Origin of the sequence: Wenjunlia tyrosinilytica, from assembly GCF_014646055.1 — a bacterium.
Taxonomy (GTDB): domain Bacteria; phylum Actinomycetota; class Actinomycetes; order Streptomycetales; family Streptomycetaceae; genus Wenjunlia; species Wenjunlia tyrosinilytica.
Window position 1 is genome coordinate 85,285 of record NZ_BMMS01000022.1, and the last position, 20,741, is coordinate 106,025.

General features: G+C 70.7%; 13 protein-coding genes. 8 read left to right on the top strand and 5 right to left on the bottom strand.

Annotated elements, in window-relative coordinates; genetic code table 11:
- Positions 1–23: 23 nt before the first annotated feature.
- From IEY86_RS23920 to IEY86_RS23930, 3 genes are all read right to left on the bottom strand, one after another.
- Positions 24–3,191, bottom strand: coding sequence for an alpha-mannosidase (locus tag IEY86_RS23920; protein WP_189133890.1), 3,168 nt, complete (start codon positions 3,189–3,191; stop codon positions 24–26).
- 117 nt (positions 3,192–3,308) lie between these two features.
- Positions 3,309–4,766 carry a 6-phospho-beta-glucosidase gene (locus tag IEY86_RS23925; protein ID WP_229698698.1) on the bottom strand — a complete coding sequence of 486 codons (1,458 nt, stop codon included), beginning with the start codon at positions 4,764–4,766 and terminating at the stop codon, positions 3,309–3,311.
- Complete coding sequence (locus IEY86_RS23930; protein WP_189133891.1) at positions 4,763–5,515, bottom strand: DeoR/GlpR family DNA-binding transcription regulator; 753 nt, start codon at positions 5,513–5,515, stop codon at positions 4,763–4,765. The genes IEY86_RS23925 and IEY86_RS23930 overlap by 4 nt, the downstream gene beginning before the upstream one ends.
- Before the next feature lie 182 nt (positions 5,516–5,697).
- On the opposite strand from IEY86_RS23930, the gene IEY86_RS23935 reads away from it, so the two are divergent.
- From IEY86_RS23935 to IEY86_RS23950, 4 genes are all read left to right on the top strand, one after another.
- On the top strand, positions 5,698–6,768 hold the full coding sequence (locus IEY86_RS23935) for a carbohydrate kinase family protein (protein WP_189133892.1): 1,071 nt from the start codon (positions 5,698–5,700) through the stop codon (positions 6,766–6,768).
- A 78-nt stretch (positions 6,769–6,846) separates the two neighbouring features.
- Complete coding sequence (locus IEY86_RS23940; protein WP_189133893.1) at positions 6,847–8,124, top strand: extracellular solute-binding protein; 1,278 nt, start codon at positions 6,847–6,849, stop codon at positions 8,122–8,124.
- 117 nt (positions 8,125–8,241) lie between these two features.
- The gene (locus tag IEY86_RS23945; RefSeq protein WP_229698706.1) at positions 8,242–9,135 is read left to right on the top strand and encodes a carbohydrate ABC transporter permease; all 894 of its coding nucleotides are present in this window, start codon (positions 8,242–8,244) and stop codon (positions 9,133–9,135) included.
- A 12-nt stretch (positions 9,136–9,147) separates the two neighbouring features.
- Positions 9,148–9,993 carry a carbohydrate ABC transporter permease gene (locus tag IEY86_RS23950; RefSeq protein ID WP_189133894.1) on the top strand — a complete coding sequence of 282 codons (846 nt, stop codon included), beginning with the start codon at positions 9,148–9,150 and terminating at the stop codon, positions 9,991–9,993.
- A 60-nt stretch (positions 9,994–10,053) separates the two neighbouring features.
- Here the strand turns inward: IEY86_RS23950 and IEY86_RS38150 are convergent, their stop codons facing one another.
- A complete protein-coding gene (locus IEY86_RS38150) occupies positions 10,054–11,385 on the bottom strand; it encodes an ATP-binding protein (protein ID WP_189133895.1) in 1,332 nt (443 codons plus the stop codon).
- Between the two features lie 437 nt (positions 11,386–11,822).
- Between IEY86_RS38150 and IEY86_RS23960 the strand changes: the two genes are divergently transcribed.
- From IEY86_RS23960 to IEY86_RS23975, 4 genes are all read left to right on the top strand, one after another.
- Entirely contained in the window at positions 11,823–13,031 is a 1,209-nt protein-coding gene (locus tag IEY86_RS23960; RefSeq protein WP_189133896.1) for a hypothetical protein, read from the top strand.
- Between the two features lie 75 nt (positions 13,032–13,106).
- On the top strand, positions 13,107–14,912 hold the full coding sequence (locus IEY86_RS23965) for a vWA domain-containing protein (RefSeq protein WP_189133897.1): 1,806 nt from the start codon (positions 13,107–13,109) through the stop codon (positions 14,910–14,912).
- A 236-nt stretch (positions 14,913–15,148) separates the two neighbouring features.
- Complete coding sequence (locus IEY86_RS23970; protein WP_229698699.1) at positions 15,149–17,893, top strand: SpoIIE family protein phosphatase; 2,745 nt, start codon at positions 15,149–15,151, stop codon at positions 17,891–17,893.
- 305 nt (positions 17,894–18,198) lie between these two features.
- A complete protein-coding gene (locus IEY86_RS23975) occupies positions 18,199–19,269 on the top strand; it encodes a glycoside hydrolase family 19 protein (RefSeq protein WP_189133899.1) in 1,071 nt (356 codons plus the stop codon).
- 126 nt (positions 19,270–19,395) lie between these two features.
- Here IEY86_RS23975 and IEY86_RS23980 read toward each other — a convergent pair whose 3' ends face one another.
- Positions 19,396–20,595 carry an esterase/lipase family protein gene (locus IEY86_RS23980; RefSeq protein WP_189133900.1) on the bottom strand — a complete coding sequence of 400 codons (1,200 nt, stop codon included), beginning with the start codon at positions 20,593–20,595 and terminating at the stop codon, positions 19,396–19,398.
- Positions 20,596–20,741: the final 146 nt, after the last annotated feature.

Below are 20,741 nucleotides of genomic sequence, written 5' to 3' on the forward strand. Positions count from 1 at the left end.
AGGGCGTTCCGGCAGCCCTGTCCTCACCCGTCCTCGAGAGGCATGGCGGACCGGCCGGAGGGCGCCGGGGACAACCGCAGGGTGAGGATCTGGAACGGCCGGAGCGAGACGGACACGCCCTGCTCGTCGAACGTCGCCTCCTGCTCCGGCACGGGGCGTTCGAGGAGGTCGGTCACCTCGGCCCCGGCCAGGGGGAAGCCGGTCCGCAGCCTCGCACGTGCCCGCCCGCCCAGTGACTCGTACAGGCGTACGACCACGTCTCCCGAGCGGTCGTCGGCGAGCTTGACCGCCTCCACCGTCACGGCCGGGCTGTCGGTGCTCACCAGCGCGTCGCCCGCTGCGGCGGCGGGGGCGGAGCCCACTCTCAACGGCAGGTTGAGCGCGTAGCCCTCGGCGATCGCGTCCTCGATGGCCGCGCCGGGCAGTAGGGAGTAGGTGAAGGAGTGCGCTCCCTGATCGGCGCCCGGGTCGGGGACCCTGGGCGCGCGGACGAGACTGAGCCCGACCGTGGTGGTCGTGCCACCGTCCTCACGGGCGGAGCGGGAGACGTCATGGCCGTACGTCGAGTCATTGATGATCGCGACACCGTATCCGGGCTCGCCGATGTGGACCCAGCGGTGGCCGTACACCTCGAACCGGGCGGCCTCCCAACTGGTGTTGGTGTGGGTCGGCCGGTGGACATGGCCGAACTGGATCTCCGCGGCGCTGCGTTCGGCGTGGACGTCCAGAGGGAAGAGGGCCTTGAGGATCTTCTCGGCCTCGTGCCAGTCGATCTCGGTGTGCACATCCACTCGGCGGCTGCCCGTTCGCACGGTGACCGTCTGGACCACGCGGGAGGAGCCGAAGGCCCGCTCGACGCGCACGGAGCCCATCAGCGGGCCGCGCTCCACGACGGTGACCGACCCGGCCTCGCGAAGGTCGCGGTACTGGTTGCGGTAGTGCTTGTCGATGTCCCAGGCGTCCCAGTAGTTGGGCAGGTCGCCGTGCAGCCGCAGCACATTGCCGCCGGTCCCGGGAGCGAGCACCTCGCGGTCGGCGACCAGATCGCGGACCGAGGCGAGGGTGCCGTCCTCGGCGATCTCCACACGCACCAGGCCGTTGTCCAGCACCCGGCCGGTCACGGTCACCGGGGGCGTCGCCGGTACGGCGGCGCCGGAGAGCGGGGCACTGCCCGACGCGGGCACCTCGGCGACGACGGCGAGTGATCCGTCGGCCAGGCGCTGGACACCGGGGGACCGCTCGGTGACCGGCCCGGTGAGCCCGGCCGGGATCGCCAGGACCTCGGTCCGGTCCCGCGGGCCGGTGTTGAAGGCATGGGGCTCGCCGCCGGCCGGTGCCGAGGCCGCGAGCGCGTCCAGGGCGCCCGCCGTGATCTCCTCGAGCTCCCTAGCCACCCGTGCGTACTCCGCCTCCGCCTCCCGGTGCACCCAGGCGATGGAGCTGCCGGGCAGGATGTCGTGGAACTGGTGCAGGAGCACCGTCTTCCAGAGCCCGTCGAGCGCCTCGTAGGGGTAGGCGAAGTCCGTGCGGAGCGCGGCCGTGGCCGCCCAGAGCTCCGCCTCGCGAAGCCTGTGCTCACTGCGCCGGTTGCCGGCCTTCGTCCTGGCCTGGGAGGTGTATGTGGCGCGGTGCAGCTCCAGATACAGCTCGCCGGACCACACCGGAGCGTCCGGGTACTCGGCTCGCGCGGCCTCGAAGAAGGCGTCGGGGTGCTCGATCCTGACCTTGGCCGAGCCCTCCAGGTCCGCCAGCCGCCGTGCCCGCTCCATCATCTCCCGCGTGGGTCCGCCACCGCCGTCGCCGTGGCCGAAGGGAGCCAGCGAACGTGTGCCCCTGCCCTTGTCGGCGTAGTTGCGCACGGCGTGCGCCATCTCCTTGCCGGAGAACTGCGCGTTGTAGGTGTCGACCGGCGGGAAGTGGGTGAAGACCCGGCTGCCGTCGATGCCCTCCCACCAGAAGGTGTGGTGGGGCAGCCTGTTGGTCTGGTTCCACGACAGCTTCTGGGTGAGGAACCAGCGCATACCCGCGAGCTTGGCCAACTGCGGGTAGGCGGCGGTGTAGCCGAAGGAGTCCGGCAGCCACACCCCCTGGGCCTCGATGCCGAACTCGTCGAGGAAGAACCGCTTGCCGTGGACCAGCTGGCGGGCGAGCGCCTCACCGCCGGGCAGATTTCCGTCGGCCTCGACCCACATCCCGCCGACCGGTGCCCACTGGCCGTTCTCGACCGCCTCGTGGATCCGCTCGTGGATCACGGGGTGGTTCTCCTTCACCCACGCGTACTGCTGCGCCTGCGAGCAGGCGAAGACGAAGTCGGGGTACTCCTCGGCCAGCGCGGTGACATTGGCGAAGGTGCGCGCGGTCTTGCGCTTGGTCTCGCGGATCGGCCACAGCCAGGCGCTGTCGATGTGCGCGTGGCCGACACCCGAGATCGTGTGGGCGCTGGCGTTGGCGGGCCTCGACAGGACCTCGCGCAGCCGCTCCCGGCAGTCCGCCGCGGTGCCGGGGATGTCGTCGAGGTGGAGTGCGTCGAGCGCCCGGTCGATGGCGTGCATGATCTCGTGGCGCCGCGGGTCGCCGTCGCCGAGTTCGAGCATCAGCTCACGCAGCACCTGCAGATCGAGAGCGAGATGCCAGACGGTCTCGTCGAGCACGGCGAGGTCGGCGCGGATGAAGCGGTAGAGCGGGTCGGTGCTGGCGGTCGCCCTGTCCCCGAGCGGGGTCGGGCCGATGAAGTCATGGGCGAGGATGTCCGGGTTGGCCGCGGCTTCGAGGAGAAGGTGCACCCGCTCGCCGCCCTTGGCGGGGTTGCCCACGGGGATGTACTGGTTCTGCGGGTTGACCGCCTTGATCGGGACGCCCTCAAGCGTGTGTGCCAGCGCCTCGGCCTGGTTGCCGGGCCAGTCCCCGACGAAGCCGAGGTCGAAGACCGCTTCGACGCGGCGGCCCGCCCACTCGGCGGGGACCTCGCCGCGCACCCTGAACCACGCGGTGGACCAGGGGGCGCCCCACGCGGTCCCGGCCCGGAACGGCACGTAGTCGGCGGTGAGCGCCCGCGCCACGGGGACGGGCTCGCCGGGAACGTGCCACACCTCGATCTCGAGCGGCACGGCGGCGGCGTGGACGGCGGGCCGGACGCGCTGGTCCAGGACGCGCTCGACGCGTTCTTCGATCCGGCGGCGTTCGTCGTGCATGGCGGACCTCTCGGGGTGCGGTGGCAAGGGGGAGCCGTGTGCGAGGTGTCGGGGCGGGGCCGTGGGGCCGTGGGGCCGGGCCGGGCCGCGGGGCCGGGTGTGGGGCGGGGCGCGCGGTCAGGGACGCAGGTAGGCGAGTCCGGGGTGCTCGGCCCGGTAGGCGTCGAGGAGCCGGCGGGCCACGTGCGCCGAGTCGACGAGCGGATGGAGGGCGAAGGCACCGACCGCCGCGGCGTACGAGTGGCCCTCGGCGGCGGCCATCACCTCGCGCTCGACCGCCTTCACCGCGCAGACCAGCCCGGTGGCGTGGAGGGGGAGCGGGGAGACGGACAGGGGATGGGCGCCGTCGGCGTCCACGGAGCAGGGCACCTCGATGACGGCGTCGGCGTCGAGTACCGGCAATGTGGTGCCGTTGCGGACGTTGAGGATCAGCGTGGTGCGCTCGTTCCCGGCGATGGCACGCATCAGAGCGAGGGCGACCTGCTCGTAGCCGCCCGACTCCAGATCGCAGGCGTCCCTCTCCCCGATCCCGGCGGCCTCGCGGTTCTCGGCCATGTAGGTCGCCTCGCGCTCGGCCCGGGTGCGGTCCCAGGCCCGGAGCGCGGGCTCGCCGCCGTGCTCCATCCGCTCGTAGAAGTGCCCTTGCTGGTCGCGCAGGAAGGCCCCGCGCGTCCGCTCGGCGGCGCGGGCGGCCTCCACGGCCTCCCGGGTGAAGTAGTAGTAGTGCAGGTACTCGTTGGGGATCGCGCCCAGGGAGCGGAGCCACTCGGCACCGAAGAGCCTGCCCTCCTCGAACGAGGTGAGGGCGTCGGAGTCGGCGAGCAGCCGCGGCAGTTCGTCACGGCCGTCGATCCGCAGCCCGCGCAGCCAGCCGAGGTGGTTCAGCCCCACGTAGTCGATCCAGGCACGGTCGGGGTCGGCGCCGAGGGCGCGGGCGACGCGGCGGCCGAGGCCCACGGGTGAGTCGCAGATGCCGATCACCCGGTCGCCGAGCACCCGGGACATGGCCTCGGTGACCAGTCCGGCCGGGTTGGTGAAGTTGATGACCCAGGCGTCGGGGGCGAGTTCGGCGATCCGCCGGGCGATCCGCGTGGCGACGGGGACCGTGCGCAGACCGTACGCCACCCCGCCCGCGCCGACCGTCTCCTGGCCCAGGACGCCTTCCGCCAGGGCGGTGCGCTCGTCGGCCGCGCGGCCCTCGAGTCCGCCGACGCGTATCGCGGAGAAGACGAAGTCGGCGCCCTTGAGCGCCGTGTCGAGATCGGTGGTGACCGTGACCTCGGGAGCGTCGGGGCCGCTCGGCCCCGTGGCGCCCCTGGGTCCGGCGGTCCGCCCCGGCCCCGCGGCGCTCCTCGGCCCGGCGTCGTCCCCCGGCCCCCCGGCGCCCGCCGCCCCACCGATCCCCGCGGCCTCGTCCGCCTGCTCGGCGAGCACCTGGCCGATGGCCGACAGCCGACCGGAGTCGAGGTCGTGCAGGGTCACCTGAGTGACGCGGCCCTCGCCCCGGTCGCCGAGCAGGGCCCGGTACACCAGGGGGACACGGAAGCCGCCGCCGCCCAGAATCGTCAGCTTCATGCCTGAGCCACCTCCACTCCGGCCTCGCGCAGCGCGGCGCAGGTCGCCTTGTCCGCCGAGGGATTGGTCACCGTCACGTCGATCTCCTTCGGCCCGCACACGCGGGCCATGCCGGTGCCGGGGAACTTCCCGGCGTCCGCCAGCAGCACCACCCGCTCACTCGCTGCGATCATGGCCCGTTTGACCGGGACCTCGACCACCGTGGTGTCCATGACCTGGCCGTCGGGCCGGACACCGCTGGTGCCGAGGAAGAGCCAGTCGGCGTGCAGCTGGCGCAGGTTGTCCTCGGTGAGGAAGCCGACCAGGGACTTGTAGTCGCGGCGGACCACACCGCCGAGCAGCACGAGTTCGATCGAGGTGTCGTCGGCGAGCTCCTCGTAGACCACCAGGTTGCTGGTGATCACGGTGAGGGTGCGGCCGTGCAGTTGGCGGGCCAGACGGAACGCGGTGGTGCCGATGTCGAGCAGGACGGTCTGGCCGTCCTCGATCATCCCCGCCGCGCGTTCGGCGATGCGGTCCTTGTCCGCCACCCGCACCTGGGCCACCTCGGCGAACGGGTCGTCACCGCCCGGCTCCAGCACAGCGCCGCCGTGGACCCGGGTCAGCAGCCCCTCCTCGTCGAGTCTGAGCAGGTCGCGCCGGATGGTCGCGGCGCTCACGCCGAGCCGTTCGGCCAGCGCCTCCACGGTCGCGTGGCCCTCGGATCTCAGCGCGCGAAGGATCAGTTGGTGTCGTCGCTCAGCAAGCACAGGACGCACACTACTCGTCAAGCTCAATCATTTCTATGCTTGTTTTTGATTGACCCTTGCCATTTCTGTTCACGAGGCGCACGATCCTGTGCACACCCCGTCGGCTGGAAACGGCCGCCGCGGGTTCCTGCACACGACGGCGTACCCTCACCCGACGGCACGCCCGCAGAGAGGAAGAGCGCGTGGATCAGCGCCCGCCCCCGGACCCCACCGCGGTCCCCGCACCGGATGTCCTGCTGTCGGGACTGCTCTTCTTCGACCTCGTCCTCACCGGACTCGGGAAGCCGCCGACGCCGGGGCAGGAGGTCTGGACCCGCGGTATGGGCTGCGCACCCGGCGGTATCGCCAATCTCGCCGTCGCGGCCGCCCGCTACGGACTGCGCACCTCGCTCGCCGCCGCGTTCGGCGACGACCTGTACGGCGCGCACTGCTGGGAGGTGCTGTCCGAACAGGAGGGCATCGACCTCTCCCTGTCCCGAACGGTCCCCGGATGGCACTGCCCGGTCACCGTCTGCCTCGCCCACGGTCACGACCGCGCCCTGGTCACCCATGGCCACGCACCCCCGTTCACCCCCGACCAGCTCGTCGGCGACCCGCCGGCGGCCCGGGCCGCGATCGTGCACATCGGCGCCGAGCCCCAGGGCTGGATGGAGAAGGCGCACGCGGCCGGGGCAAAGGTCTTCGCAGACGTCGGCTGGGACCCCTCCCAGCAGTGGTCCACCGAGGTCCTCGCCCAACTGTCGCTGTGCCATGCCTTCCTTCCCAACGAGGGCGAGGCGATGAGCTACACCCGCACCGGCTCTGCCGAGGCGGCCCTGTCGCGGCTCACCGAACTGGTGCCGGCGGCCGTGGTCACCCGCGGCCGGGAGGGAGCACTGGCCGTGGACCAGACCACGGGTGAGACCGCGGCCGTACCCGGGCTCGACATCGATGTCGTGGACGCGACCGGCGCGGGCGACGTCTTCGGCGCGAGCTTCGCCGCCGCCACCCTCGAGGGCTGGCCGCTCATCGAGCGGCTGCGCTTCGCCAACCTCGCCGCCGCCCTGTCCGTGCGGCACATCGGCGGCGCTCCCGCGGCACCCGGCTGGGCCGGAATCGCCGAGTGGTGGCGGGCGGTGGAGCGAGGCGCGGACGAGGACCTGCGCCGTGACTTCGGCTTCCTCACCGAGCGCATCCCGCCACCCGAGCGGATCCGTGCCGTCCACCGAGCCCCGGTCACGCTCGGCTTCCCCGGCGGCGGACACCGGCCCTGAGCCGAAGGGCCTCCTCTCCGGTTCACAGGGACCTTCTCTCCGATCGATCTCGAACACATGCGAAGGGTGGTGGGAGCGGTGCCGCTCTCACGAAGGGGACTGTTGCGGGCGGGCGGCCTCGGGGCGGCCGCGGCCGCGCTGGCGGGCACGCCGGCCTGCTCGGTCCCGACCGGCTCCACGGGCAGGCAGATGACCCTGTGGTACTGGACCAGCGGACTCAGCGACAAGGTGGTCGGCGAGGCCCGGCGGAAGTTCACCGCCGTGGACCTGCGGCCGGTCCAGATCGGCGGCTACTTCCGCTCGAAGCTGCTCACCAATATGGCCGGCCGGGCGTATGTGCCGGACATCACCGGCCTCAAGGGCGAGGACATGGCCTCGTACCATGCCAACGCCGACCAGTTCATGGACCTGCGCGCCCTCGGCGCCGACGCGCTGGCCGACCGCTACCTGCCCTGGAAATGGCGCGAGTGCATCACCTCGCAGGGCCGCATGATCGGCTTCCCCATCGACGTGGGCCCCACCGCGCACTACTACCGGCCCGATGTCTTCGAGCGGGCCGGACTGCCCACCGAGCCGGACGACGTGGCCGCGCAGATGTCCAGCTGGGACACCTACTTCGCGGCCGGGCGACGGCTGAGGAAGAAGGTGCCCGGCGCCTCGATGATCCTGGGCATGACCGATGTGTTCCAGTACGCCATCGGCCAGAGCACCGAGCGGTTCGTCGACAAGGACAAGCACTTCATCGGCGACGGCGAGCACGTGCGCCACGCCTGGGACCTGGCCGTCCGGGCCAAGCGCATGGGCATCACCTCGCATCTGCGGCCGGGAAGCCCCGACCAGACCGCCGCCCTCGCCAAGGGGCGGCTGCCCAGCCAGCTCAACCCCTCCTGGTGGAGCGCCGACCTCAAGCTCTCCGCCCCCGGCAGCAAAGGCAAATGGCGGGTGGCACGGATGCCCGGCGGCCCCGCCAACTACGGCGGCTCCTTCCTCGCGATCACCAAGTACTGCCGCAAGCCCGAGCAGGCCTTCGAGATCATCACCTGGCTGCTCGACGCGGACAACCAGACGCGGGGCTTCACCGACGCCGGACTCTTCCCGTCCACCCCCGCGTCGTACACGCACAAGGCCATGCGGGCCCCCGATCCGTTCTTCGGCGGGCAGGTCACCGTTGACGTCTTCGGCCCCGCCGCCGAGAAGATCCCGGTCGCCTACAACAGCCCCTACGACGTGGCCGTCTCCCAGCCGATCAGGGACGAGATCGTGAACATCAACGACCTGGGCAAGGACCCCGACGACGCCTGGAGGGACGCGATGTCCAAGGTGCGCCGCATCGCCGACCACCTGGGGGTGAGCTGAGTGGCCGGAGTGGACACGACCAGCACCGCGGCCGGTGCGCCACGGGGACGACGAGCACACCTGCCCCGCCTGACGAGGCAGGCGCCGACCGGACCGGGAGCCGTCCGGCCGGACGGGCTGCGCCGGGCCCCGGCCGATCACTGGCCCAAGTACCTGGCCATCTCGCCCTTCTACCTCCTCTTCCTCGCCTTCGGCCTGATACCGGTGGTCTTCTCGCTCTACCTGGCCTTCCACCGCTGGGACGGCATCGGCGGGATGGAGTACGCGGGGCTGTCGCAGTTCCGGTACCTGCTGACGGACAGCCAGTTCTGGAACTCCATCTCCGTGACCGTCCAGATCTGGGCCATGGCGACCGTCCCGACGCTGTTCCTCGCCATGGTGACCGCGGTCCTGATGAACTCCGCCGTCCGCTTCAAGGGCTTCTACCGCGTGGCGTACTTCGTGCCGAGCGTCACCTCGATCGTCGCCATCGCCATCGTCTTCGGCTCCATCTTCAGCACCGAGTTCGGGCTCACCAACGCCGCCCTGCGGGCCGTCGGTCTCGACACCGTCCCATGGCTCAACAGCCCCTGGGGCATCAAGACCGCCATCGCCGCCCTCATGACCTGGCAGTGGGTCGGCTACAACGCCATCATCTACCTCGCCGGTCTGCAGACCATCCCCAGTGAGCTGTACGAAGCCGCCAGGGTGGACGGCGCGGGCCCCGTGCAGTCCTTCTTCCGCATCACCGTGCCCATGATGCGGCCGGTGATCCTGTTCACCCTCGTGGTCTCGACCGTCACCGGCCTGCAGAGCTTCTCCGAGTCGCAGGTGCTGCTCGCCAGCACCAGCAACACCTCCAACGCGGGCGGCCCGGACAACGCCGGACAGACCATGGTCCTGTACTTCTACCAGCAGACCTTCGACAACAACGACTTCGGGTACGGAGCCGCGATGGCCTGGGGGATCTTCCTGGTCGTCGCGCTGTTCGCCATCATCAACTGGCGCCTCGTCCAGCGCCGGGAACGGTAGAGGGAGACAACCATGCGGCCGACCCCGCGTACGAAGGGCAGCAGGCGCAACGGCCTGGCCCTGCACCTGATCCTGATCACCGGCATGGTGCTCTCGCTGTTCCCGTTCTACTGGACGCTCGTCATGGCGACGAACACCACCGGCGACATCTTCCGCTACCCGCCGAAGCTCACGATCGGCTCGCACTTCGGCGACAACGTCTCCAAGGTCTTCGACAGCATCGACTTCCCGGGGTCGATGCTCAACACCTTCGTCGTGGCCGTGTCCGTGACCGTCCTGGTGCTCTTCTTCGACTCGCTGGCCGCCTTCACCTTCGCCAAGTTCGACTTCCCCGGGCGGCGGGCGCTGTTCGTCGTCCTCATGGGCATCTTCATGGTCCCCACCCAGTTGCAGGCCATCCCGCAGTTCGTGATCATGGCCCGGCTCGGCTGGATCGGCTCACTGACCGCACTGATCGTGCCCGCCGCCGCCAACGCGTTCGGCATCTTCTGGATGCGCCAGTACATGATGGGCGCGATCCACGACGAACTGCTGGACGCGGCAAGGCTCGACGGCTGCGGCTTCTTCCGGCAGTACTGGCACGTGGCACTGCCGGTGGTGCGGCCGGGCCTGGCCTTCCTCGGCATCTACACCTTCATCGCCTCCTGGAACGACTACATGTGGCCGCTGATCGCCCTGGTCAACCCGCACAACCTCACCCTCCAGGTCGCGCTGTCCCAGCTCAACGGCGTGCACAGCACGGACTACAGCATGGTCATGGCCGGTGCGCTGCTGGCCATGATCCCTCTGCTCGTCGTGTTCGTCCTGGCCGCCCGGCACTTCATCGCCGACCTGGCCAAGGGGGCCGTGCGCGGCTGAGGCCCCCTCGCCGCCGCGGCCGCGGCCGAGTCCCCCGTCGAGACGCCGGCCGCGGCGCCCTCAGCCCGGCTGCCCCCCGTGCTGCGCCGAGGGCTCGACCACCGTGGCCGGCAGCATCACCAGCGCGGTCGTGCCCGTCGTCTCGGACGGTCTCAACTGGACCCGGACACCCTGGCGCTTGGCCAGGCGGCCAGCGATGAGCATGCCGATCCCGCCGGAGATCCGGCCGTCCACCGGCGGAGGATCGGCGAGGCGCTCATTGTGGACGGCGCAGTCCTCCGGCGACATCCCGATACCCGAGTCGTCGATCCTGACGACGATCCTCCCGTCCGGCAGCAGGTGGCCCGTGGCGTACACGCTCGTCCTCGGCCCGGAGAAGGAGGTCGCGTTCTCCACCAGCTCGGCGAGCAGATGGACGAGATCGTTGACGGCCGGGCCGGCGATCTCGACCTCCGGAACCCCGGAGAGCTCCACCCGCTCGTACTGCTCCACCTCCGAGGCGGCGGCGCGGAGCACGTCCACCAGCGGCGCCGGGCGGCGCCACCGCCGTCCGGGCTCCTGGTCCGCGAGGGCCAGCAGGGTCTCCCCGGTACGGCGCATCCGCGTACTGAGGTGGTCCAGCCGGAAGAGCCCCGACAACCGGTCCGGATCGCCCTCCTCGCGCTCGAGGTCCGACAGCAGCATCAGCTGACGCTGAATCAGGCGCAGGGTGCGCCTGGTGAGATCGACGAACACCGAGCCGACCTGGGCGGGCCGCGCCGCCACCTCCGCGCCCGGCTGCCCACCGGGCTGGAGTCCGAGCGCTGACATCTCCCGCGCGGTCTCCGCACGTGCCTGCTCCAGGCGCTCGCGGTCCCCGCGCACCAGGCGCAGAATCGCCTGGTTCTCCCGCAACTGCCCGTCCAGCACGGCAACACGCTCGCTCGCCCGGTCCCGCTGGGCGGACCACTGCCACGCCGCGTCGCCCGCGTCCTCGCGCGCGGGGTCGCTGTAGAGGCGCTCGATCTCCTCCTGCGCCCACTGCTCCCGTTCGCGCTCCAGTGCCAGCTCCTCGGTGAGCTTCACGAGGCTCTCGGACAGTTCCCCCTCCTGCTGCTCCACCCGCTCGGCCGCGGAGGCGAGTTCGTACTCACGCGCGTTTAAACGGCCCTTCGAACGCGCTGCCGCATAGAGCAACTCACGGCTTCTCATGAAGTACTCATGCGTGGGTGAGATGCCTGTTTGGGTGGCGAACAGTTGATGCAGCCGCTTCAGTACCTCGAGGGACGGAAGGCGCTCACCGCCCAGAAAGTTGGCCAGTTCCAGAGGATCCGTTCCCAGCCAAGCCGCCGACTCGCGCGGGGTGGCTCCGAGCTGGGCATGAAGGTCCCTCAAGTGCTCGACAAAAACCATGATTTCGGGTGCTTCGTCATCCGCTGACGTGCGTACCCGCGCCTCGGGTTCCGGGAACCCCTGGTGCTGCCCCGGCTGCAATGGACGTACCCCCAAGAAGATGTTGACGTGGCTATTTTGACGATCACCGCCGTGATTGCCTATTCGGGCCGCGGAGCTCCGGCACTCGGGGCGTGGCGCCGGAGCGTACCGCCCTCTCCGTGGGCGCCGATGCGAACGATACGCAGCCTTCGCCCCCCGGGCCCGACATCCTCGGAGAGGCGCCGCCGACACGGCGAGGCGCGTAGGGTCTTCAAGCCAGGACGAGACGGAATGGCCGGATTCCAGGTGATTGCCAATTTGGCGAACATGCGGAGCCGACCGTGTGCGGTGCGTGACAATCGCAGCCTGGAGGTCGACGCGACCGTGGCGGGAGCCGGTGAGGAGGCAGGACGGCGGTGCACAGCGATGCGACGGGAGCCTGCGACGTGTCGGTCCAGGCGCAGCGCTACGCCTTGGCGTTGAAGGACCTCTTCAGCAGGTCGAAGGCTCCGCAGAGGGCGCTGGCCGAGACCTTGAACTACTCCGGCGCGGCCGTCTCCCGGTACTTCTCCGGTGAGCGGATCCCCGCCGCGGACTTCCATCAGGGCCTCGTCGACTTCCTCTCCGCGCGCGGTGTCACGGTGTCCGACAGCGAGCTTCGCGAGCTGGAGGAGCTGCGCGGGCAGGCACTCGCCGCGGGCTCCGCCATGGGCAGCCAACTCGCCTGCCTGCGTGAGGATGTCGAGCGCCTCACGGTTCAGCTGGCACAGGCCCACGAGACGAACCGGTCGGCCGCCCGCGACCTGAGCGCCCTGGGGCAGGAGCTGACGCAGCTCGGCCGGGCGCTGGAGGAGGCACTGGAGCGGGCCGCGGCCGCGGAGGCGGAACGCGACCGGCTGCGAACGGTCAACGCCGAACAGAGCCGCAGGCTCGAGGACGCCGCCGACTACAACCGCACGGTTGAGTCGGAGCTGGCGCAGGGCAAGGAGCGCATCGCCCGGCTGCACACCGAGGTGCAGGTGCTCCGGCGTCAGGTGCGGCGCCTCCAGGAGGAGGCCGCCGAACAGGAGAGAGCGGGCGAACAGGAGAGAGCGGGCGAACAGGAGAGAGCGGGCGAACAGGAGAGAGCCGGCGAGCCGGCCGAGCGGGCGGTCGCCGGGGCGGGCACGCGCACGGGCGCCGGGGCGGGCACACGGACGGGCACCGCCACCGCCAAGGCCCGGACCCAGAGCCGCCCCCGTCGTACGCGGTCGGAGACGGCCGAGGGGTCCGACGACATCACCGGCGGCGACTCGGTGACCGGTACCACGTCGCCCCGGCCGACCGGCGAGGGCCGCCTCGACGACGGGACGGGTGCCCCGCTCGACGACGGGCCGGGAATCCAGCGGGGGCAGGCGGAGCCGGTCGGTCGCCGCCGCCGCATGACCGACACGTGGGTGATCGCCGTGGCCGTGGTGATGGGCGCGGCAGGTGCGCTCGTGACGGAGACGGCCGCCCACGACATGGGCCAGGACATCGCCGCGGGCGCTGCCGTCGCCGCGGTCGTCTATGCCACCGAGCTCGCGAGCGAGGCCGTCGCCGACCGCGGTGCGAGACGCCGGAAAGGCACCGACGGCGGCGCATGACCATCTGCGGCGGCCCACCCGAACCGGGACACGTGGCCGCCGGTCGACTGTGAACAGCATGTGGGGGATGTCTTGGTGTCAGCACGCTGGTCCCGGCTGCGGCCCATGGTCGCCGGCGTCACCGCCGGCGGTGTGGCGCTCGTGGGGATGTACGTGTTCCTCAAGGGTTCCGGGGACGAACCTCCGCAGCCGATTCCGTGCGAGGTGTCGATCACGGTGGCGTCCTCGCAGGAGAAGGCGGACGTGCTGTCGGACCTGGCGGCGCGCTACAACCGCGCCAAGGGGTGCAAGCACGTGCAGGTCTTCGCCGACGGCTCCGGTGACGTCCTCGACTCACTGGCCCACGGCTGGAAACCGGAGGAGCACCAGGGCCACGATGTTCCCGAGGTGTGGAGCCCGGCGGCGACGGTCTGGGCGCGGATGCTGCCGAAGGAGGCGGACGGGCACGACCGGTACCGCGTGATCAACTACTCCGAGGGCCGACTGCCCTCGGTGGCGCAGACCCCCGTGGTGCTCGCCATGCCCGAGACGATCGCGACCAAGCTCGGATGGCCCGGCCGGGCGATCGGCTGGTCCACCTTGCAGCAGATGGCCGACGACCCCGCGAAGTGGAAGAAGGCCACCGGCGGCGGGGCGGGCACCTTCAAGCTCGGCAAGTCCAACCCCAACTACGCCACCACCGGCCTCACTTCGCTGTTCGAAGCCTATGCCGTGGCGAGCAACACGCCCACACAGGATCTGACCACCCGCACCCCGGAGGACGGGACGGTGCGGGAGCGGGTGAGGAGAGTGGAGGCCGCCACCATCCACTACGGGGAGACCTCACTGGTCTACCTGTGCAACCTCGCTCGCGCCGACGCCGCGCACAAGGCCCTGGGCTATGTGAGTGTGGTCCCGCTCGAGGAGAAGTCGGTCTACGAGTACAACCGGGGCCGCCGCGTCGGCTGCGAGGACACCCACCGACCGCACGAGCGGCTGGTGGCGGTCCACCCCGAGGAGGGCACCCTGGTCTCGGACGCCCCCTACGGCATCCTGTCCACCGTCAACAGAGACCAGCGCCTGCGCCCTCTGGCCGAGGACTTCCTCAAATTCCTGCACGAGTCGGCGCAGCAGGACACCATCAAGGACAGGGGTTTCCGCGGAGGCGTCGACGGCGAACTCGCCCCGAAGGTCGCCTCGGCCCTCAAACCGGCCGACACACGGATGCCGAAGGTCTCCGAGCTGCCGGCACCGGAGGCGCTCAACGCCATCCGCAGGTCCTGGCAGAAGGTCCGCAAGCCGGCCCGTGTCCTGCTCGTCCTGGATGTGTCCGGTTCCATGAGTTACGACCCGCGCTCCCAGGCACCGCCCGCCCGGGGCAACCCCTCCCGGCTGGACCAGGTCAAGGCAGCCGCGAAGGCGGCCCTCGCCGACTTCGACGCCCACGACGAGGTCGGCCTGTGGAAGTTCTCCGGCGACAGGAGCACCTCCTCGACCCCCTACAGCGAACTCGTCGCGCCCGGCCCCATCGCCGCCACCGCCCCTCGGATAAGGGACGAGGTCTCCCATCTGAGCCCCGAGCACGACACTGCCCTGTACGTCACCATCCGGGCCGCCCGCGAACGGCTGGCCCGGACCGCTCCGGACGCCATCAACGCCGTCGTCGTCCTGACCGATGGCCAGAACTTCTACAAGCCCGGCTACGGCATCAAGGATCTGACGAAGGACATCGACGCCTACGGCAAGGGGCGGCCGGTACGTGTCTTCACCATCGCCTACAGCGGGAACGCACCGGTGGAGTCGCTGCTGGAGATCACCCGGGCGGGGGGAGGGTTCAACTACGACTCCACCGACCCCGACCGGATCGAGAAGGTTCTGCGGGAAGTGATCAGCAACTTCTGAGGCCCAAGGTGGTCCGGCGGTGTGAGAGGGGGAGGAGACCCCGGCGGTGTGAGGAGGGGTGGACGCAGTGAAGCGCCCGGTCGGCGCCGCGTGACCTCCTCCCCATGCCGTGCGGGGCGGCCGGAGGCCCGACGCCTCGGCGCCGCTGCGCGGTCGTGCGCATGCGGTGGGCGTCCGGACGTGCCGGGGGCGACGACCTCTCACTCAATGGCCGGACGGCATGCTTCCATAGGCGTATGGCCCGACCCATGGGTCTTCGCCGACCAAGTCGGCGCGAGCGCCCGCGTGACAGACGTGAGCACGACACACAGTACGAGCGACGCCAGGCCCCCTACACGCCGGGGCGGCGCTCGCGATTCGCGTTGAGCGTGCGCAGCGTCGCGGGCCAGGTCTTCGTCCTCCAAGTGGTCGTCGTCGTGCTGCTCGTCCTCGCCGCCGTGGTCGTCCTCCTTCTGCAGGCGCGGCACGACACCACCCGCGAGGCCCGCAACCGGTCGGTCGCCGTCGCCGAGACCTTCGCGCACGCCCCCGGCATCCAGCAGGCGCTCAAGCTCCCGAACCCCACCGCGGTGCTCCAGCCGACGGCCGAGGCCGCGCGCAAGAGCTCGGGCGTGGACTTCATCGTCGTGATGAACACGGACGGCATCCGCTACACCCACCCCAAGCCGGACCGGATCGGGAAGAGGTTCGTGGGCACGATCCAGCCCGCGCTCGCCGGGCAGACCATCACCGAGACCGTCAATGGAACGATCGGCCGCCTGGTGCAGGCGGTGGTCCCCGTGCAGGACGCCCGCGGCCATGTCGTGGGCCTGGTGAGCGCGGGGATCACGATCAAGAAGATCAGCGGTGTGGTGGACCGGCAGCTGCCGATCCTCCTCGGCGCCGCCGCGGCCGCCCTCGCCCTGGCCACGGGCGGGACGGCACTGGTGACCCGGCGGCTGCGGCGGCAGACCCATGGGCTCGACCCCTCCGAGATGACCCGGATGTACGAGCACCATGACGCGGTGCTGCACAGTGTGCGCGAAGGTGTGATCATCGTCGGCGGGGACGACCGGCTCCTGCTGGCCAACGACGAGGCCTGCCGACTGCTCGATCTGCCCGCCGACGCCGAGGGCCGCCCGGTCGAGGAGCTGGGCCTCGAGCCGCGGGCCGCCGAGCTGCTGACCTCGCGCCGGGTCGTCACCGATGAGGTGCTGCCCGCCGGGGAGCGGTTGCTGGCGGTGAACAACCGCCCCACCGACCGTGACGGAGGGCCGCCCGGCAGCGTCGCCACACTGAGGGACTCCACCGAGCTGCGGGCGCTGTCCGGCCGGGCCGAGGGAGCGCGCAGGCGCCTCAACCTGCTCTACGACGCCAGTGTCGACATCGGCACCACGCTCGATGTGACCCGGACGGCGGAGGAGCTCGCACAGGTCAGCGTCCCCCGGTTCGCCGACTTCGTCACCGTCGATCTGGCGGAGCCGGTCCTGCGGGGGGACGAGCCCGCCTCGGCCGACGGCGCGCAAATGCGCCGGGTCGCGATCAGGGGCATTGACGCGGCCCATCCGTTCTACCCGACGGGATGGCTGATCGACTGGAGGCCTTCCACGCCGCAGGCATGGGGCTTGAGCGGGAACGCCGTGGTGGAACCCCACCTGGAGGCCGCCGGAGGATGGCGGGCGCAGGATCCCGAGTGGACCGCGAAGATCCTGGACTCCGGGGTCCACTCGCTCATCGCCGCCCCCCTGCGGGCGCGCGGTGTCCTGCTGGGCGTGGTCAACTTCTGGCGCTCGAAGAAGCCCGACCCCTTCGAGGAGGACGACCTCTCCCTCGCCGAGGAACTGGCCGCCCGCGCCGCCGTCTGCATCGACAACGCCCGCCGCTACACCCGCGAGCACACCATGGCCGTGACCCTTCAGCACAGCCTGCTGCCCCGAGGCTTCCCCGAGCAGGACGCGCTCGACATCGCCCACCGCTATCTGCCGGCGCAGGCGGGTGTGGGCGGCGACTGGTTCGACGTCATCCCTTTGCCCGGCGCCCGCGTCGCCCTGGTCGTGGGCGATGTCGTGGGCCATGGACTGCACGCCGCCGCCACCATGGGCCGGCTGCGCACCGCGGTGCACAACTTCTCGGCCCTCGACCTGCCGCCCGACGAACTGCTCGGACACCTCGACGAACTGGTCACCCGCATCGACCAGGACGAGGCGGCGGCGGGCGGGGACGCCGCGATCACCGGGGCCACATGCCTGTACGCCATCTACGACGCGGTCTCCGGGAACTGCACCCTCTCGCGGGCCGGGCACCTGCTGCCCGCGGTGGTGCGCCCCGACGGTACCGCGCGCTTCCTCGAGGTCCCGGCGGGTCCGCCGCTGGGGCTCGGCACGCTGCCCTTCGAGACCATGGAGCTGTCCCTGCCCGAGGGCAGCCAGCTGGTGCTGTACACCGACGGCCTTGTCGAGGACCGCAACCGGGACATCGACGCCGGGCTCGAACTCCTGCGCGGCGTGCTGGCTCACGCGGGGCGGGCCCCGGAGGAGACCTGCCGTGCGGTGTTCGAGGTCCTGCTGCCCGCCCATCCGAGCGACGACATCGCCCTGCTCGTCGCCCGCACCCGCAGGCTCGCCTCCGACCGGGTCGCCGAGTGGGAGGTGCCGTCCGTCCCGGAGGCGGTCGCCGGAGTGCGCGCCGCCGTGACCGGCCGTCTGGAGGGGTGGGGGCTGGACGACCTCGCGTTCAGCACGGAGCTGATCCTCAGTGAGCTGATCACCAACGCCATCCGCTACACCGGCGGCTCGATCCGCGTCCGCCTGCTCTGCGACCGCGCCCTGATCTGCGAGGTCTCCGACACGAGCAACACCTCCCCGCACCTGCGGTACGCGGCGACGATGGACGAGGGCGGCCGAGGCCTGTTCCTGGTGGCCCAGTTCGCCGAGCGCTGGGGGACGCGCTACACCACGACCGGCAAGGTCATCTGGGCCGAGCAGGCCCTGCCCCGCAGGTGAGGGCCCGGCAGGCAGAACCGGCGGGCCAGAACCGGCGGGCCAGAACCGGCGGGCGAGAACCGGCAGATGAGAACCCGCAGGTGAGGGCCCGGAAGGCAGGGACTTCTCCCTCACATGGTGCGGCGTGTGTGCCGCACCTTTTCCGCGCCCCCGGTCCGACCCCGCGTCAATCCCCTCCGGGTGCCCACTGAGCGCGACAACCCGTCCCTTCACCTTCTCGCGCACGAAAATTGGTCTGGACCTTGACTGGTATAGACCAAGGGCGGTTGAGTGCTGCCAATTCCCCCACGAGAAGGAGTGAACGAGTGTCGAAGAAGCGGATGGTGGCGTTTCTGACCGCTGCGACGCTGGCCGGCGGTCTCTCGCTTGTCATGCCCCTGAGCAATGCCTCGGCCGCGAGCTGCGCTTCCGCGTGGAACGCCTCGACGGCGTACCAGGGTGGCGCGACGGTCTCCTACGGCGGTCACAACTGGTCCGCGAAGTGGTGGACCCAGAACGAGACCCCCAGCAGCGGCTCCCAGGTCTGGGCGGACCAGGGCGCCTGCGGCGGCGGTTCGACACCGACCGACCCCGGGACGTGCAACCACCCGAACTGGGTCGCCGGAAAGTCCTATGCCACCGGTGACATCGTCAAGTACACCGACGGCAAGCTCTACCGGGCCACCCACGACAACCCGGGGTACGACCCGGTGATCAGCACGTGGTACTGGGAGCCGTACTCCTGTGGCCCCACAACGCCGTCGGACCCCAACCCGTCGGGTTTCGTGGTGAGCGAGGCGCAGTTCAACCAGATGTTCCCGAACCGCAACTCCTTCTACACCTACAGCGGTCTGAAGGCGGCCCTGAGCGCCTACCCCGCCTTCGCCAACACGGGCAGCGCCACCGTCAAGAAGCAGGAGGCCGCGGCGTTCCTGGCCAATGTCAGCCACGAGACCGGCGGGCTGGTCTACATCGTCGAGCAGAACACGGCCAACTACCCGCACTACTGCGACGCGAGCCAGTCGTACGGGTGCCCGGCCGGCCAGTCCGCGTACTACGGCCGCGGTCCCATCCAACTGAGCTGGAACTTCAACTACAAGGCGGCGGGCGACGCGCTCGGCATCGACCTGCTCCACAATCCCAACCTGGTGCAGAACGACCCGGCCGTCGCCTGGAAGACCGGCCTGTGGTACTGGAACACGCAGAGCGGCCCCGGCACCATGACCCCGCACAACGCGATGGTCAACGGGGCCGGGTTCGGTGAGACGATCCGCAGCATCAACGGCTCGCTGGAGTGCAACGGCAGGAACCCCGCCCAGGTCCAGAGCCGGATCGACGCCTACCAGCGCTTCGTGCAGATCCTGGGCACCACGGCCGGCGGCAATCTGAGCTGCTGACCGAGCCGTGACCGCCGGGGCCCTCACCGCCGGCCCATGGGCCGCCTGCCGTCCCTCCCGGCCGTCCGTACCCGCTCCGGACGCAGGGAGGGCGGCAGTGCGGTTCTGCGTCGCCGCCGCCAGTTCCTACTTGGGCAGGCGCTCCAGGAGCCAGGTGCCCAGTTCCTCGGTCATCTTCGAGTGGAGCAGGTTGTCACTGGAGCAGATGAACTCGTCCAGCTCGCTGTCCTCCGGAGGCAGAGCGCTGACGTCGGCGTAGAGGTTCGCAGCGGTGTCCAGGTCGCGGATGGCGACGGCGCTGACGGTCGGGACGAAGCAGATGGAGGGATGGTCGGCCTGCGTGGCCCCGTACTTCACCAGTTCCTGGCGGGCGATCTCGAAGCTGTCCAGCGTTCCGCCGGGAGCGCCGTCGAACTCCAGCATGCCGTCGGTGCGCACCTCGATGGGGTCGGCGATGAGGACGCTCTTGAGCTTGGCGACGAGCCGGTCGTCCCCGGACGCCTGTGTGTAGAGGGTGGTGCCCTTCAACGGGTGGAGCGCCCCGGTGCACTTGAGCGCTTCCACGCCGGGCGGCACGCCGTTGCCGACGCCGTGCCCGGCTCCGTTGGCCAGACCGATCTTGCGCAGCTTGCGCGGCCAGCCCCCGACCTCCCGCAGGGCGTCCAGGAATTCGCCGCGCATGGGGTCCTCGCGCACCTGTGCGTCGTACTCGTCGATGTGGTGGACCAGGAGCTGGCGTGCCGCGTCGCTGTTGATCTGCTTGGACATGGCGTCGGTGAGCGGGCGCAGGAAGTGCGCCAGCGCCTGGAGGCCGATCGGGATCCACGCGCCCCGGTGGGGGCTGTCGTAGGAGAAGTAGACCTCCGTGCGGTGCTCGATGTCCTCGTGCTCCATCTTCGCCAGCGCGTAGCGGGTGACGAGTCCGCCCATGCTGAAGCCGCCGACCGCCAGCCCGGCCCGGCGCCCGGGAGCGTTGGCCGCCTTGTCGATGCACTCGGTGGCGGTCTCGGCGTTTGCGAGGATCGACGCGGAGCGCTCGGTGTATCCGAGCAGGATCAGGTCGTTGCCCCGCTCGCGCATACGGCTGATGAAGGGGAAGTCGCCGCGCTCCATCCCGTGCCAGAGCATGTCCATGTCGCTGCGGCCGGAGTTGAAGCCGTCGGAGAAGATCACGGGATTGACGACCTCGGAGTGCCCGGCGCCGTAGTACACCCATGCCTCGCCGCCCCGCAGGGGCCAGATGTCGTCCGGTTGCGGCGCCGGGGGCGGTGCCGGGACCGCGGTGGGCGTCAGCATGTTCCACGGCTGCACGGTCGGCTCGCTCATGAGCCATCCCCTTTCAGTCTACTCAACGGAGAGTGTCCGCACATCACGGAGAGTGATGTCGACTGAGGGGAGTGTCGCGTACGGCCGGGGCCGGACACTCCCGCCGCACGGGAGCGGATTCCACCCGGTATCGGGTGATGTTCCTC